The 14,732-nt window shown below is 70.0% G+C and carries 14 protein-coding genes and 4 pseudogenes; 9 read left to right on the forward strand and 9 right to left on the reverse strand.

Annotation, left to right across the window (positions count from 1 at the left end):
- Positions 1-70: 70 nt before the first annotated feature.
- From FB457_RS11235 to FB457_RS11245, 3 genes are all read left to right on the forward strand, one after another.
- On the forward strand, positions 71-352 hold the full coding sequence (locus FB457_RS11235) for a hypothetical protein (protein ID WP_145781712.1): 282 nt from the start codon (positions 71-73) through the stop codon (positions 350-352).
- Positions 315-2,249 (forward strand): AAA family ATPase, encoded by a 1,935-nt coding sequence (locus tag FB457_RS11240; protein WP_486588990.1) that lies wholly within the window; start codon positions 315-317, stop codon positions 2,247-2,249. The genes FB457_RS11235 and FB457_RS11240 overlap by 38 nt, the downstream gene beginning before the upstream one ends.
- A 590-nt stretch (positions 2,250-2,839) precedes the next feature.
- Positions 2,840-3,931 carry a hypothetical protein gene (locus FB457_RS11245; RefSeq protein ID WP_047015467.1) on the forward strand — a complete coding sequence of 364 codons (1,092 nt, stop codon included), beginning with the start codon at positions 2,840-2,842 and terminating at the stop codon, positions 3,929-3,931.
- Between the two features lie 239 nt (positions 3,932-4,170).
- Here the strand turns inward: FB457_RS11245 and FB457_RS11250 are convergent, their stop codons facing one another.
- The 3 genes from FB457_RS11250 to FB457_RS11260 all read right to left on the reverse strand — a co-directional run bounded on the left by FB457_RS11250 (position 4,171) and on the right by FB457_RS11260 (position 7,082).
- The gene (locus FB457_RS11250; RefSeq protein ID WP_145781714.1) at positions 4,171-5,052 is read right to left on the reverse strand and encodes a universal stress protein; all 882 of its coding nucleotides are present in this window, start codon (positions 5,050-5,052) and stop codon (positions 4,171-4,173) included.
- A gap of 165 nt (positions 5,053-5,217) precedes the next feature.
- On the reverse strand, positions 5,218-6,066 hold the full coding sequence (locus FB457_RS11255) for a DMT family transporter (RefSeq protein ID WP_047015469.1): 849 nt from the start codon (positions 6,064-6,066) through the stop codon (positions 5,218-5,220).
- 149 nt (positions 6,067-6,215) lie between these two features.
- Positions 6,216-7,082 (reverse strand): universal stress protein, encoded by an 867-nt coding sequence (locus tag FB457_RS11260; protein WP_253911185.1) that lies wholly within the window; start codon positions 7,080-7,082, stop codon positions 6,216-6,218.
- Between the two features lie 311 nt (positions 7,083-7,393).
- Here FB457_RS11260 and FB457_RS36055 point away from each other — a divergent pair.
- A pseudogene (locus tag FB457_RS36055) lies at positions 7,394-7,618 on the forward strand (dsRBD fold-containing protein).
- 53 nt (positions 7,619-7,671) lie between these two features.
- Positions 7,672-8,116: pseudogene (locus tag FB457_RS11270) on the forward strand (transposase); the annotation flags it as partial.
- A 22-nt stretch (positions 8,117-8,138) separates the two neighbouring features.
- Here the strand turns inward: FB457_RS11270 and FB457_RS11275 are convergent.
- Complete coding sequence (locus tag FB457_RS11275; RefSeq protein WP_145781716.1) at positions 8,139-8,456, reverse strand: NIPSNAP family protein; 318 nt, start codon at positions 8,454-8,456, stop codon at positions 8,139-8,141.
- Between the two features lie 110 nt (positions 8,457-8,566).
- Complete coding sequence (locus FB457_RS11280; protein WP_145781718.1) at positions 8,567-9,037, reverse strand: nuclear transport factor 2 family protein; 471 nt, start codon at positions 9,035-9,037, stop codon at positions 8,567-8,569.
- Between the two features lie 116 nt (positions 9,038-9,153).
- Here FB457_RS11280 and FB457_RS11285 point away from each other — a divergent pair, with 116 nt between their 5' ends.
- Entirely contained in the window at positions 9,154-9,786 is a 633-nt protein-coding gene (locus FB457_RS11285) for a TetR/AcrR family transcriptional regulator (RefSeq protein ID WP_047015472.1), read from the forward strand.
- A 135-nt stretch (positions 9,787-9,921) separates the two neighbouring features.
- A pseudogene (locus tag FB457_RS11290) lies at positions 9,922-10,699 on the forward strand (transposase).
- A gap of 236 nt (positions 10,700-10,935) precedes the next feature.
- On the opposite strand, the pseudogene FB457_RS36060 reads toward FB457_RS11290, so the two are convergent.
- Positions 10,936-11,027, reverse strand: a pseudogene (locus FB457_RS36060) (DNA-binding protein); the annotation flags it as partial.
- Entirely contained in the window at positions 11,009-11,293 is a 285-nt protein-coding gene (locus FB457_RS11300) for a hypothetical protein (protein WP_145781720.1), read from the reverse strand. The pseudogene FB457_RS36060 and the gene FB457_RS11300, both read right to left, overlap by 19 nt.
- A 565-nt stretch (positions 11,294-11,858) precedes the next feature.
- Here FB457_RS11300 and FB457_RS11305 point away from each other — a divergent pair.
- Entirely contained in the window at positions 11,859-12,569 is a 711-nt protein-coding gene (locus FB457_RS11305) for a helix-turn-helix domain-containing protein (protein WP_145781722.1), read from the forward strand.
- Here FB457_RS11305 and FB457_RS11310 read toward each other — a convergent pair.
- Complete coding sequence (locus tag FB457_RS11310; RefSeq protein ID WP_145781723.1) at positions 12,551-13,129, reverse strand: dihydrofolate reductase family protein; 579 nt, start codon at positions 13,127-13,129, stop codon at positions 12,551-12,553. The genes FB457_RS11305 and FB457_RS11310 overlap by 19 nt on opposite strands.
- 282 nt (positions 13,130-13,411) lie before the next feature.
- On the opposite strand from FB457_RS11310, the gene FB457_RS11315 reads away from it, so the two are divergent.
- On the forward strand, positions 13,412-13,621 hold the full coding sequence (locus FB457_RS11315) for a hypothetical protein (protein ID WP_347614038.1): 210 nt from the start codon (positions 13,412-13,414) through the stop codon (positions 13,619-13,621).
- Positions 13,622-13,694: 73 nt separating this feature from the next.
- Here the strand turns inward: FB457_RS11315 and FB457_RS11320 are convergent, their stop codons facing one another.
- Positions 13,695-14,684, reverse strand: a complete 990-nt coding sequence (locus tag FB457_RS11320) for a squalene/phytoene synthase family protein (RefSeq protein ID WP_186461960.1) — start codon at positions 14,682-14,684, stop codon at positions 13,695-13,697.
- Positions 14,685-14,732: the final 48 nt, after the last annotated feature.

Raw genomic sequence — 14,732 nt, forward strand, 5'->3', positions numbered from 1 at the left:
TCCCCCGCTGGTGGGACGCCACCCCGATCGGGGCGCTGCTCTGCGACGGCCGGGCGACCGGTCCAGGTGGATGCGCGCGGCCTACCGTGACGCCACGCTCGTCACCCGCCTCGGCGAACCGCACGCCGACCACGCCAAGACCGACGACCGCCCCGAATGGTGGCCGTCGTCGTCCTCCAGGCTGCCGTCGCGGGTGGTGCAGATGGCCAGGCACCCGCGCCCGGACGAGGGCGTGGACGTGCTCGACGTGGGCACCGGCACGGGCTACGGCGCGGCCCTACTGAGCCGCCCCTGGCGACCGGCATGTCACGAGCGTGGACGTGGACCCGTACCTGACCGAAGCAGCCCGTGACCGGCTCGCCGAGGTCGGCCACCGGCCCGAGGTCGCCACCGTCTCCGTGCCGCGCATCCCCGCCTCGTGGCTCGCCGCGCTGCGGCCAGGCGGCCGACTGGTCACCACGATCACCGGAACCCCGCTGACCACCGGGGCGGACAAGACCCCGGACGGCGGCGCGATCGGCCGCGTGGAACGGGACCGGGCCGGGTTCATGGACGTACGCCCACGGCGCCGACTACCCGCCCCACCTCATGGCCGGGCCCACCACGTACGCGATCAGGACGGAGAAGACATCAGCAGGGGCCGGAAGTGCGCGGTCTCGGCCGTCTTCGCTCCGACCTCGCCTCGCCCCCCGGTTGCACAGTGGTCTCTACGGTCTGAGGACCTCGTAATAGTTGCAGTTATAATAGGCGCAATTATTCTTCTGAAGGTGCGTGCTTCCATGGACAGACCCGCCGAGATGTTCGACCGCGACTTCGAGTGGTCGGAGCTGGCTCGCTTCGCAGCCCTGCCAGGATCCCGGGCCACCCTCGGCGTGGTCTCCGGACGGCGTCGCCAGGGGAAGACCTTCCTGCTCGACGCCCTTATCCGCGCGAGCGGCGGGTTCATGTTCACTGCTACGGAGACCACGGAAGCTGACGCCTTGCGCCAGTTCGGCGCGGCTCTCGCTCACTACCGCGATCAGCCAACGCCTTTCCGTTTCGCCGACTGGGGTGAAGCTGTCACCGAGCTCATGCGTATCGCGGACGGGGGCAGCCCCGTCACGGCGGTCATCGACGAGTTTCCCTTCGTCGCGAAGGCGTCCCCGGCTCTCCCTTCGATCATCCAGCGTGCCCTCGATCCGACGGCCCAGCGCATCAATACCCCCGTGCGGCTCTTGCTGTGCGGTTCCGCGCTGTCCTTCATGGGAGGGCTCCTCGCCGGAAACGCCCCGTTGCGCGGCCGCGCCGGCCTGGAGCTTGTCGTCCCCACTCTGGACTTCCGTCTCGCCGCCGAGTTCTGGGAGATCGCCGACCCGCGCACCGCGCTGCTCACCCACGCCATCGTCGGCGGTACTCCCGCCTATCGCCGCGAGTTCACCCAAGGCGACGCCCCCGTCGACCCCGACGACTTCGACGCCTGGGTCGTCCGCGCAGTCCTCAATCCTGCCCGCCCGCTCTTCCGGGAAGCCCGCTATCTGCTCGCCGAAGAACCAGAACTCCACGACACCGCCCTCTATCACTCGGTCCTGGCCGCCATCGCCGCCGGAAACGCCGCTCGCGGCGGCATCGCCGACTACCTCGGCCGTAAGTCCACCGATCTCGCGCACCCGCTCAGCGTCCTTCAGGACGTCGGCATGATCACGCACGAGGCTGACGCCTTCCGCCGTAACCGCTCCGCCTACCGCATCGCTGAACCCCTCATCGCCTTCTACCACGCAGTCATGCGTCCTGCCTGGGGTGACCTGGAGCGCCCCGGACGCGCCGGCGCGGTGTGGCGCCGCGCCCAGTCCACGTTCCGCAGCAAAGTCGTCGGCCCGCACTTCGAGCAGGTCTGCCGCGAGTGGGCCCGTTGGCACGCCTCAGCCGAAACCCACGGCGGGGTGGCCACCAGAGTGGCGAGCGGCACCGTCAACGACCCCGCCGCGAAGACCAGCCACGAGGTCGACGTCGCCGTCCACGGCGAGACCGAAAACGGCGTCGAGGGGCTTTTGGCCATCGGTGAAGTCAAGTGGAACGACGTCATGGGGCAGAGACATCTGGACCGGCTCCAGCGCATCCGCTCCCTGCTCATGGCACGCGGCACAGCTACCGACGCCACGAGACTGCACTGCTACAGCGCCGCCGGCTTCACCGACGACCTGCGCCTCCGCGCCGAAAGCGACCCCACCATCCAACTGATCGAGCCGCATCGCCTCTACCACGGCGACTGATCAACGCCCGGACCTCGTCACACTGTGCACGGGGTTGTGTAACGCCGTCGCCGAAACACCGCATCTCTTCAGGTCAGAGCGCTACGCCCGAAAGAGAGACAGAACCCGGCGTACAGGCCGACTCGTCCGCCTTTACGGCCCTGACCTGGGTGTCTACCTGGATCAGGGCCGTCTTCCACGCCAGGATACGTACCGTCTCCACCTGCGGCTTCCCGGGGGTGTGGCGTGCGTGAACGGCCCTGCTGTCGCCGTGTAGGCCACTGGGTGGAGCCGCTCGACCATCCCCCAGTCGACCTTCCGGACGAGATCGCCGTACGGGGTCGAGTGTCTCGGCCAGCCGCTTTCCCGGACGCGCCCGGTTCAGCCCGCCCCACCCGGCCCGGGAGCGCCGTAACTTCGGGACGCATAATCCCCGTGACACCGAAGCACCGGGGCACACAACTGCGCTGCCCAGGCCCCCGCACCCCGCGCCGCCCGAGAAGCCCGACCCCGCCGGGCGGCGCGTGGCGCACCCTGTGGTTTAGTCCTGTTCCCCGCTCCCGCGGGGAGGCCGAGGGCGGCCCAGGGGACCGAGGGGATCGGACGCGCGGATGACGGAACAGCGGCTGACACTCGCGGCGGGCACGCGCCTGCTGCACATAGGCCCGTACAAGACGGGCACGACCGCGCTGCAGGGCGCGTTCCACCATTCGCGGGAGCGGCTGGCCGCGGGCGGCGCCGTGTACGCGGGGAAGGGCCGGCAGGCGCGGGTGGCTGCGGCCGCCGTGACGGGGGCGCGGCTCCGCAAGGGCTCGGTGACGCCGACGGCCGCCGACTGGGATGGGCTGTGCGCGGAGGTGGCGGCGGCCGGGGAGCGCCGGGTGATGATCAGCAGCGAGGCGTTCTGTAACGCGGAGGCGGACGCGGCGCGGCGCGCGGTCGAGGGGCTCGGCGGGGAGCGCGTCCACGTGGCGGTGACGCTGCGGCCACTGGTGAAGATCGTGCCCTCTCAATGGCAGCAGGACGTCAAGGACGGGCTCTGCACGCCCTACGAGGAGTGGCTGGAGACCGTCTTCCGCGGCCCGCGGCAGGATCCGGTGGCGGCGACGTTCTGGCTGCGGCACCGGCACGACGAACTGGTGGCGCGGTGGGTGCGGGCGGTGGGCCCCGACCGGCTGACGGTGGTGGTGGTCGACGAGACCGACCGCGACATGCAGCTGCGGGTCTTCGAGGAACTGCTGGGGGTCGCGGCGGGGACGCTGGTGCCGGAGGACGGGGTGATCAACCGCTCGCTGACGCTCGGCGAGGTGGAGCTGCTGCGGCAGCTGAACATCGAGGCGGAGGCCCGCGGCTGGTCGGGCGGCCGTTACCACAAGGTGATCCGCAACGGGGTGATGCGTCACCTCGACCAGACCTACTCACCCCCGCCGGACGCCCCCCGCATCACGACCCCGCGCTGGGCGACGGAGGCCGCGGCGGCGGTGGCGAACGAGATAGTCGCCGGCATCACCGCCGCCGGCGTCCGCGTGGCCGGCAACCTCCACTCCCTTGCCCCGCCCCCGGCACCCCCCACCGCCCCCTCCGCTGCCCCGGCCGCCCCGCCGACGGCGACCCTCCCGGCGGAGGCCGCGGCGGCGGCGCTGTGGGGCGGCCTCCAGGCGGCGGCCCGCAAACCGAAGACGCCCCCCGCGCACCACCGCTGATGACTCGCGTGGAAGCGGAGGACTTGTTCGCATCGGAGTGTCCAGCCGAAAGGTGCTGTGACCTGAGCTGAAGCCATCTGCATCGGATCTGCTGATGCGAGGCGGCCAGGTGGACAAGGCAGAGGGACCACTACTTCACCGTGGAGGGGCCCCCGAACTGAACGTCCGATTGTGTATGGGCGTGATCGAACCGACACCGCCCAGTAGTGCTTCGTCAGACAGAAAGTGACGGGCTGCCGTCAGCTCTCGCCCGAGCGCACCACGGCGACCGGGCAGTGCGCGTGGTGCAGCACCGCCTGGCTCACCGAGCCCAGCAGCAGTCCCGCGAACCCGCCGCGCCCTCGTGCACCGACGACCAGGAGCTGCGCGGTACTGCTTGCCTCGATCAGAGCCTCACGGGTGGGACCGTGCACAACGCGAAGCTCGACCGGGACGTCCGGGTACCTTTCCCGATGACCCGCGAGCGCCTCGCAGAGCAGACGCTCCTCGGCCTCGGCGAGCATGCCCGGCCTGCTCGCGTACGCTACTGCGGGATCCTGCGGCGGAGGCACGGGTGCGTTCCACGTGGTCCATGCATGCAGGGCGAGGACGCTCACGCCGCGCAGCGCAGCCTCCGCGAACGCGAAGTCCACCGCCGCCACACCGGCCGGGGAGCCGTCGGCTCCCAGCACGATCGGCCCGGCCGGCTCCGGCCGGCCCCGCACGACGAGCACGGGACGTCGTCCGTGCGCCGCCAGGTGCACCGCCGTAGAGCCCGCCAGCAGCCCGGCGAACCCTCCTATGCCCCGGGACCCGACGACCACCAGCTCCCCGGCCCGCGACTGTCCTTCCAGCACCGTGAGCGGCTCGCCCGTCACCACAGCATTGGTGACGTCCACCGACGGCGCCACGGCTCTGGCCCGATCCACGGCCTCGGTGACGAGGCTCCCCGCCATCTCCCGGATCTCGCGCTCGTCCGGCGGCGGCACCGGCGGCCCCATCGGCACGCGGTTCGGCGGCCAGCGGAAGGCATGGACGATCCGCAGCCCTGCGCTTCGCCACCGGGCCTCCCTGGCGGCGGCGTCCACAGCGACAAGACTCGGCGCCGAGCCGTCCACTCCCACGATCACCACACCACTCACCGCTCTCCTCCGCTGGGCCCCTTACGCCAAGCCTGACCCTGAGAGAGCCGCACGGCCAACCGGTCGCCGGGGCTCAGCATCCGCGACGTCTGGCGCCGGCTCCCGGCCCGTGCTCCCTGCGGCGCAGCTCTCGCAGGATGACTGTTCCACGCCGTTGTCATGTCCTCACAGGGCCAGCGGCGACCGGCCCAGGAGCACGATGCCTGTCACGGCCGACGCCGCCCCCAGCATCTGCACCGTCAGGGCCCAGTCGGTGAGGGCGAGCTGCTCGCCGAAGACGGCGATGCCGATCGCGACGGCACCGATCGGCTCCAGGGTGTCGATGATCGGCAGGCTGATGGCCAGGGAGCCGGCCTGGAAGGCGCTCTGTGACAGAACCAGGCCCGCCACCCCGACGGTGATCAGCCCATACGGTTCCCAGTGGACGAGTGTTTCGAGGCCGTCGGTCCTGAACCGGGCCGCCGTGCTCTTGGTCAGGCTGTCGAGAAGCGCCAGCACCGATGCCGCGCAGACGGCGTACGCGGCGGCTCGTAACCGTCCGGGGCGCCACGATCCCATGGGCGCCAGTAGTGCCACGACGCCGACCACCGCCACGAGCACAGGCGCCCAGTCCCGGATCCCCGGGGCCGTGGTCCGGGGAGAGAGCGGCAGCACCGTGAGGAAGACGGCCACGCCCCCCGCTGTGCAGATGATCCCGGTCGCCTCCGAACGGGTCAGTCGCTCCCCGCGCCGCAAGGCCAGGAACGGCAGCGCGAAGAGGAGATCGGTTGCCGCCAGGGGCAGGACCAGGGCCAGGGGACCGAAGGCGAGCGCGATCCACAAAAAGGCGAAGGAAGAGCTGGCAAGCCCCAGCCCTGCCAGCCATCGCGGCCGCCGGGCCAGGTCGAGCAGGAGACGAAGCCGCAGCGACTTGTGCATCGGCGCCTGCCGCGCCGCTTCATGCTGCAGCACCGACCCGATACCGAAACACAGGGCGGCCAGCAGGGCGCTCGGCACCGCGACCGCGATGTTCATGTGCCAAGGATCCTCACCGGCGCTGGATGGTCCACGTCCGACACACAGGAGGGCGGCCTGAACAGGCCGATCGGTCTCGCGAGCACGCTGGGCGCCGCCGGGTGTGCGCGACGGCCCTCGGCGAGGGCACGGTCCGGGCGGCGAACGGGTCAATCATGAGCGATGACGGCGACGGGCACGGGGCAGTGGTGGATCACGGCATGGGTGACGGATCCGATGTGCGCCCCCCAAGGGCCCCTGCGCGCACGTCGGCCGACCACTACGAGGTCCGCGTTGCCCGTGGCGTGCAACAGCAGTTGCGCCGGGCTGCCGATCGGCGATCGTTCGGCGACCTCGACCGAAGGGAACTTCCGCCGCCACGGTCTCAGGGCTTCCGCGAGGCGCCACACGATGTCCGGGCTCACCTCCCGCTCGGCTGCGACGAGCGCCGAGGCGTCGCGGACCACGGGTCGGATCGACCACCCGTACAGGACGACGACGCGGTCGCCACGGGGCGCGGCCTCCTGGAAAGCGAAGTCGAGCAGCGGGGCGAAGCCCTGGTCGATGTCCACACCCACGACCACGTCGCGCGTGGGACCGGCCGGGGCGGCCCGTTCCGGAGTGTATGGCCCTCCCGGCGCCCGTACGAGCACGACCGGTCGCTCCGTGACGCTGATCGTCGCCATGCCGACCGACCCGAGGAGAAAACCCCTCACCCCGCCCAGTCCGCGCGAGCCGAGAACGAGGAGACCGGCCTCGGCCGCCTCGTCGGCCAGGACGCCGGCGGGCCGACCGGACAGATGCCGGGTCTCGATCTCCAGAGCCGGGTGCTCGCGCCGCCCTGCTTCCGCGGCCTCGTCCAGTAGCTCTTCAGCCCAGCGGCGCCGTGCTCCGGGGCTGCTGTGCTGAATCGTCTCCGCATCCGGCCACTCATCTGCGTAAACGATACGCAGATCCACTCCACGCAGCGCGGATTCCCGCGCAGCCCATCCGGCAGCCGCGACGGCCTCCGGGGACCCGTCCACACCGACGATCACGGGACGGGACATGCGGCTGCGCGCTTCCCTCGTACGGTGGGTTGCCGCGTCCTCCCCGGCCTCACGGTCATGACCCACGCGACGTGACTCCGCGCGCCGGGGGAAGTGACAAGCGGCTCCCTTCCTGCTCCCATATGCCCAGTATGTTCATGGAATCTCCCGCGGCGCACCCTGCTCGTCCGCGCTTGCTCACCAAGCACCGAGTGCAGGGTGCGGGTGCCTGGGCCGGTCAGGGGAAGCCGCGAGCGTACCGCGGGTGGCGCAGTGGAACGAGGCGCCTGAAGGCGGGGTGTCGCCCTGGCCCTCGACCCGTGAGCGCGAGCGCACTCGCGGTGCCGGACACCGCGAGTGCGCAGCTCACCCGGGCACGGGAACGCGCACCGGAACCCCGCGGACATGGACGTACCGGAGATCGGCGACAAGCTGGCGGCCGGCAACTGACGAACGTTGCCCGGCGGTACATCGAGGACGTGGACGCGGCTGCGGATGACGGGCGGAGTGCGCGCCCGGGAGCCGGCCGGCCGTCGCCGCCATGAGCCGGGGACGGAGCGTGCTCGCAGTCGGGCCCGCGCGAGTGGTCACCGATTCCGACGCCGTCGGCCTGCGGCTCACCGCGTTCGCCACCACCGATGGCCCGATCGCCGCCCTCGAACTGCGGCACCGCCAGCGCGCGAGGGCCGAGGACCGCATCCGTGCCGCCCGCACCACCGGCCTTACCAACCTGCCCCGCCCCTGCACGACACCGCCCAGAACCAGATCGGCTGGAGATCGTCCAGATCGCCCTCGACCTCCTCGCCTGGATGCCCATGCTCGCCCTGACCGGCGAACCCCGCAGGTGGGAGCCCCGTCGCCTCCGGCCCCGCCTCTTCTCCGCCGCCGCCCAGACCGTCACAACCGCCCGCCGCCGACACGTCCAGGTCGTTCACCAGCTCGTCCTCGACCGCCTCACAGCGGCGCAGGTGCGTCAGCTGCGCGCTATCAGCCGGCGGATCACGACGGCGATCCGCGAGCAAGGTGCCTGGGCGCCGCCGTGAGACACGGGCCGGGCCGTGCGGTTCACGCCAAGGGGGATCCTGCGACCGGATCGAGCAGCAGTTCCTCAGCGCCGGTGATGTCGTCCAGGTCGAAGCCCTGCATGTCAGCCGCGAACTCTGGGCTCGCCACGTAAGCGGTGGTGAACTCGGCGGGGTCGATGCCCTTCCGGAAAGAGAGCAGGGCGATCAAGCGGTGCGCATCAGCTTCATGATCGATCCATAGGCCGCGCACGGTGACGCCGAATTCGCGCATGCTCGCGATATGACGCGGCCAGTGCACCGTGGCGTACTTCTCGAGCGCTTCTGTGGTACGCAGGGTGTAGATCCTGATCTGATCCATGGCCGGAACTCCGTTCGGGTGTGGGCCGGTGGCGTATCCGGGTTCGCTTGCCGGGTGCGCGGCCGTCAGCAGCGCCCGCCGCGCGCCCGTCCGGCGCCGCGGGGCCGCGACTACGCCCCGGCGGAGGCGGTCTTGGCGGCCTCGATTGCCGACTCGAAGTCGGGGCTGGCCCCGAGCTGAGCGAGCCACACGTTCGCCGCGTTGTAGCAGTTGAAGGACTCGATCTTTCCCTCACGCAAGTACCAGAGATCCGCCGTCGGAACATCGATACGGTGACCAGTCGGACCGATCTCTCCGATCGGTGTCGGGAAACCGCCGAGGTGCGTTCCCTGGATCCGCAGCTCGACGGCGACAACATCACCGATCGCATGCACCGCGAGGAGCTCACGGTGGATGTCGGGGAAGGCGCTGGCGAGGCCGGCCAGCGCCTGAGGGATCTGGTCCGCGAGGAAGGTGAGCGCGTTCGGCACGTCGTTGAACGTTCCGTCCTCCGTGAACAGGGCACGGAACCCCTCGCCGTCCAAGACGCTCCCTTCCGCCAGCCGGTAGGCCTCGCGGACAACCTCTTCGTTGCTGGTCACTTCTGCTCTCCTCATGTCGCCGACTCATCGTCCGTCGAATCCGGCCATTATTGACCGCGTCGTCCATAACGGTAGAGGTTATGGACCGAACCGTCAAGTATCGGTATGCTTGAGGAATGGCCAGGCCGAGAGAGTTCGACGAGGAAGCGGTCCTCGACGTCGCACGCGAGCAGTTCTGGACCAAGGGTTACGCCGGTACGAGCATGGACGCCATCGCCGCCGCGACCGGCCTGGGCAAGGGCAGCCTGTACGGCGCTTTCGGAGGTAAGAAGCAACTGTTCCTGCGGATCTTTGACACATACTGCGCGCGCATCGCTGACGCCATGGCGAGCGGGCTAACCGGGCCGGACGACCAGGCCTACGCTCGACTATGTGCCCACATACGCGCGGCAGCGGCTGGCGTCGCCGCCGACAAGCGGCATCACGGATGTCTCCTTGCGAAGGGCGCGGCCGAGCTCTCCGAGCACGACCCCGATGTCGCCGTCCGAGCCCGCCGCACCTTGGAGGGCATCGCCACGACCCTGGCCGAGGACATTCGCGCTGCGCAGCGTCACAGCGACCTCGACCCGGCGGCCGACGCCGACCAGCTCGCCACCCTCGTCGTGGCGGTCCTTCGAGGCATCGAGGCCCTCGGCAAAGCCGGGATCGACGCCGACCGGTTGGAGAGCGTCGCCGAGACGGCCATCGGCCTCCTTCCCCGGACAGGCAAGGCACGCGACCTGGCGATGCCCACCGGCTCGGTGTTCTGACCAGGGACGTTAGCCTCGGGCTTTCATGAGGCGGGTTGTCCGATGGGTGGTCAGGTACGCGGAAAGTGCCTCTGACCAGCAAGAATGCGGATTGTCGAGATCCTTGTTCCGGCCACCGTCGGAGGCACTTCCCAGATGAAGAAGCGTATCGGGTCCTACCCACGTGTCCGTTTTGAGGGCGGCGGCGGGGCGGTGGTGTCGCGGGCTGGTGGCGTGCTGCTGGTAGAGACGGTCCGCAAGGCCGGGCTGGACCGGGCGCCATCGGCTGCGCTGGTGCCGTGGCGACCTCCGCGTGCGGTGCACGATCCGGGGAAGATCCTGCTGGACGTGGCCGTGGCGGTCGCGCTGGGCGGGGACTGCCTCGCGGATGTCGGGATGCTGCGGGCCGAGCCGGCTGTGTTCGGCGCGGTGGCCTCCGATCCGACGGTCTCCCGGACTCGTCGACGTGCTCGCCGCGGCCGGGCCGAAGGCCCCGTCCTCGATACGGGCCGCACGGTCCGAAGCGCGTGAGCACGTCTGGAACACGGCCAAGAGCGCGGCTCCGGATGCGGACGTTCCGATCGCCGCACTCGAACTGCGGCACCGCCAACGCGCGAGAGCCGAGGACCGCATCCGTGCCGCCCGTGCCACCGGCCTTACGAACCTGCCCCGGCACGACACCGCCCAGAACCACATCTGGCTGGAGATCGTCCAGATCGCCCTCGACCTCCTCGCCTGGATGCCCATGCTCGCTCTGACCAGCGAAACTCGCAGGTGGGAGCCTCGCCGCCCGAGGCTCCGCCTCTTCTCCGCCGCCGCCCAGACCGTCACCACCGCCCGCCGCCGGCACCTGAGATTCGCACGCCACTGGCCCTGGACCGACGTGATCACCGCCGCCCTCGCGCGGCTCTACGCACTCCCGAACCCAGGCTGACCAGCACGTTCCCGTGCCCGCGAGCAGCATCACCCGACCGGAGCCGTGGAACCCGGCGCCCACCCGACGCGACAGCCGGGCCCCACCATGCCCACCCACCAAGACCTCCAGGCACGAGCAGACAGAAAGGGTCCGTCAGTATGCTGACGGGCCCTCATGCAAGATCGAGGCTGACGGAAATCACATGGCCACGAGCCGGACCGGATCGCCACAGAGCTTGGTCATGTCGTCGGTGTCGCGAGGTCCTGCTCATCGTCGACGAGCAGCTTCGAGAGCCCTTCACTGTCGAGGACCAGCGTTCCTCGTGACTCAGCCTGCGGCGGCCCACTCGGCCTCCTCGGCGAACACCTTGTCGAAGACCTCCCGCGCCCGCTGTCGTGCCGGCTCGGAGATCAGCCCCTTGCGGCTCTCATCGTCCGCCAAGTACTCGTCAAGGACCTGCCCACACAGCTCACGCTCGACAGCCTCGGCGATGAACGCGGAGAATGCCCGCTTGCCGACGCGCGCCCAGATCGCCGCTGCGGTCCCTTCGGGCACGACAGGCTCACTCGCATCGCCGATGCCTTCCCCCATGCTTTGCGTCGTTTCACCCATACCCCGCAAAAGCACCACGATCGATACAAGGCCAGCCGACCCCGACGAGCCAGACCCTCGCTGACCTGCATGTTTGTCAAATCAGCGACGTGGCGCTAAGGCACCCGCCACACCCTGAGGCGGAACTCCACCACGTTCGCCACCACACCTTCCACGAGGACACCCTCGAAGATCCACACCCGCACCTGCCCCGCGTCATGGCCGGCCTCTGAAGGTCCTGACGAACCCGGACATGAGATCACTCCTCAAAGACGCTGCACACGCCTGGCGCCTCTGTGTTCGACAGCAGCGCGTTGTGCCGTAGGGCGTTCTGCCTGATCGACGGCAAATGCTTTCACGGACAGTCCGCTGTGTGTAATAGGTGGGTAATGGACCGTAGTGAAGCATGAGAAACGCCAGGTCAGGCGCAAGAGTGCGAGAGGCCCACCTGTCCCCGGCGTACAGGCCGACTCGTCCGCCTCTCCCTGCTCCGGCCTGCCGGTTTCCTGAGGCCAGGAAGATCCGGCGGGGATGCGCGATCCGGCCGGCGGGGTACGTCGGCCGCGGCGCGCCGTATCCTTCGCCCGTGGAGCTACGCTTCGAGACCCGCCGGTCGGACTCGCCCTGGGTCGACACCGTGTGGAGTTGCACGAGCGAGCAGGTCACGGCGATGACGTCCGTCGCCGGAGTGCACTGGGGCCTGGTCTTCTGGAGGCAGGACGGCCGGGCGTACGCGGGCGTCACCGGTCCCGGGACCCGGACCGGGACGGCGCCGGTGCCGGAGGGCGCGGCCTTCACCGGCATCGAGTTCGCCCTGGGCACCTCGTTGCGGGCCCTGCCCACGCCCGCGCTGGTCGACGGCGGCGTCGAGCTGCCCGACACCACCCGCCGGACGTTCCGTCTGGACGGCGCACGGTGGGAGACGCCCCGCGCCGACGACGCCGAGGCCCTGGTCGGGCGGCTCGTCCGGGCCGGGATCGTGGTCCGTGACCCGCTCGTCGCCGAGGTGCTGCGGGGTCACCGCCCGGCCGTCTCGGAGCGTACGGTCGAACGCCGGTTCCGCGCCGCGACCGGGCTGACACGGGGGGCCGTCCGGCAGATCGCGCGGGCCCGTACCGCGGCGGAGCTGCTGGCCCTCGGCGCGCCGGCCGCTTCCGTCGTCGCCAAGCTCGACTACTTCGACGAGCCGCACCTGGCCCGGGCGCTGCGCTCCTACGTCGGACGCACGGCGCGGCAGTTGCGCGAGGGCGCCGGCGGCGCGATCGCCCTCCACCCGGATCAGCGCGTGACGTCGTAGATCAGCTTCATGATCCCGTTCGAGTAGGTCTCCGACTCCCGCAGCGTCAGCATCTGCTTGTCGCGGTCGGCCCGGCCGAACAGGCTCTTCCCGGCACCGAGCAGCACGGGGAAGACGAGCAGGTTGTACTGGTCGATCAGGCCCGCGTCCGACATCCGCCGGGCCAGCTCCGCGCTCCCGTGGATGAAGATCGCGCCACCCTCGCCCTCCTTGAGCGCGGCGACGTCCTCGGTCGAGCGCAGGATGCTCGTCGGCCCCCACCCGTCGACGAGGTCGTCGTCGGACAGCGTGGTCGACACCACGTACTTGGGCAGCTCCTTGTAGGCGGCGTGGTCCTCCGAGCCGGGCCAGACCGGCGCGAACGCCTCGTAGCTGCGGCGGCCGAACATCAGCGCCGTCGTGTCGGCGAGTTCCTCGCCCTTCAGCGACCAGGCTTCCGGGACGAACTCGAGGTCCTTCACCACCCATCCGCCGCTGCGGTGCTCCTCTCCCGGCCCGCCCCCGGGCGAGTCCACGACGCCGTCAAGGGATACGAAGGCTGTGTAGACCAGGTCGCGCATGGTGCTGTCTCCTCATGATCAGGCGAGTACCGGGCCAGGCTAGATCGCGGCCGCGGCGGCCGTCTTGGACGAAAACGACAGCACGTCCAGCCCTCGGGGCACCGCTCACGGTCGTACGCCGGGGGCGTGGATGCGGCATTCGGTGCAGTCGAGCCGCGGGTGCCCTCGGTGGACCGAGTGGGGTTGACGGGATCCGCAATGCCCGCGCGATCAGCGGGGACAGGGAGAGTGATCACATCACTCCGGGGAGCCGTGTCTCCCCTGTGACTCCTGGAGGACGCCGTGCGTCGTCTCACTCTGTCCCTGGCCGCCGCGGCGCCGGGTCTCGGTGCCGTACTCGGCGCGAGCACCGCCGCCGCGGCCCAGCAGCCTCCCATCCCCGCCGGACTGTGCGTCGAGGGCGGCGGGAAGGTCGTCCACGACGGCACCACCCCGCCCGTCGGCTACCCGTGCGAGGGCGGGAGTTTCGACGGGCTCCCGGTGATCCCCTGACCCGTCACGCCAGGTCTGCTGCTGCCTGAGGCGCGCCCCGGGCAGCAGCAGCTCACCGTACGAACGTGGGCTGTTACGTGGCGACAGCGGCTGAGCTACGGGCATGCCTGCGGTGGTCCCTGCGGGCCCTGAGATAGGAAACCCCGGTACCGGTGCGGGCGCGGGCTGTGGCGAGAAGCCAGCCTCGCGGACGGCTCCGGAAGACGTCGTAATCAGAGCGGATGAGCTGCTGGAGGCTGAGGCGTCCGAGGGCCAGGTACTGACGGGGCAACTCGCGCGAGGAGGGGTGGACGTGGCGCCACCACGCATCGGCTGTCTCGAAGTACTGTCCCACTCGGACCGTTTCGAATCGGACGAGTTCGCGCAAGGACGGCGCCATGACGCCACGTGAGACGATCTGTTCAAACTCGGCACGATCCAGTCCAAACCGCGCGAGGTCTTCCGTCGGGAGATAGACGCGCCCCAGTGCGAGGTCTTCGCGGAGATCGGCGAGGAAGTCCAGGAGGTATACGCCGTATCCGAGCGAGGACGCGATGCGCTGGGCGTCATCGTGACGTGTCTCCAAGAGTGCGTTCATCCATCCTGCATGCACGCCGCTGATGCCGCTCATGTACCCGTTCAGGTCGGCGTAGGTGGCGTAGGACGTGACATGGAGGTCCCCGCGCATCGTGTGGAGGAACTCGCGAACGCTATCGAGTTCGATGCCGTAGGTGTCGATGACGTGCCGGAACGCTCGGGAAATCAGCCGTCCCTGCCGCCCGTCGAGAGAGTACGCACCGTCCGTGTCCGGCTCGTAGGAGCCGTCGAAGAACGCCGCCGTCCAGGCATCGAAGGCGGCCTCCCGCTCGCTGATCGGTGTCGCCTCGTCATCCAGGAGTTCGTCGGCGTACCCGCAGAAGGCAAGAATGGCGTCGTAGTACGGCCGAATCGCCGGGTACAGCAGTGCCCGCGCCGCCGGATACGCTGCCGAGTTGTTCCTGGACAGGAATTTGCCGCAGCATGTATAGGCTTCGACGAGCGCTCCCGTGCGCACCCCGGCAGCTACGAGTTCACGAGTTCGCACGCGTTCTCCCAGATGATGTATCGGCCGTTTCACTTGCGATTGACGATC

The sequence above is a fragment of the Streptomyces sp. CNZ287 genome, from assembly GCF_007827615.1.

Coding starts and splice junctions, on each gene's coding strand:
- FB457_RS11235 (WP_145781712.1), top strand. CDS start 71: ATGCGCGCGGCCTACCGTGACGCCACGCTCGTCACCCGCCTCGGCGAA.
- FB457_RS11245 (WP_047015467.1), top strand. CDS start 2,840: ATGACGGAACAGCGGCTGACACTCGCGGCGGGCACGCGCCTGCTGCAC.
- FB457_RS11255 (WP_047015469.1), bottom strand. CDS start 6,066: ATGAACATCGCGGTCGCGGTGCCGAGCGCCCTGCTGGCCGCCCTGTGT.
- FB457_RS11275 (WP_145781716.1), bottom strand. CDS start 8,456: ATGGATCAGATCAGGATCTACACCCTGCGTACCACAGAAGCGCTCGAG.
- FB457_RS11285 (WP_047015472.1), top strand. CDS start 9,154: ATGGCCAGGCCGAGAGAGTTCGACGAGGAAGCGGTCCTCGACGTCGCA.
- FB457_RS11300 (WP_145781720.1), bottom strand. CDS start 11,293: ATGGGTGAAACGACGCAAAGCATGGGGGAAGGCATCGGCGATGCGAGT.
- FB457_RS11310 (WP_145781723.1), bottom strand. CDS start 13,129: ATGCGCGACCTGGTCTACACAGCCTTCGTATCCCTTGACGGCGTCGTG.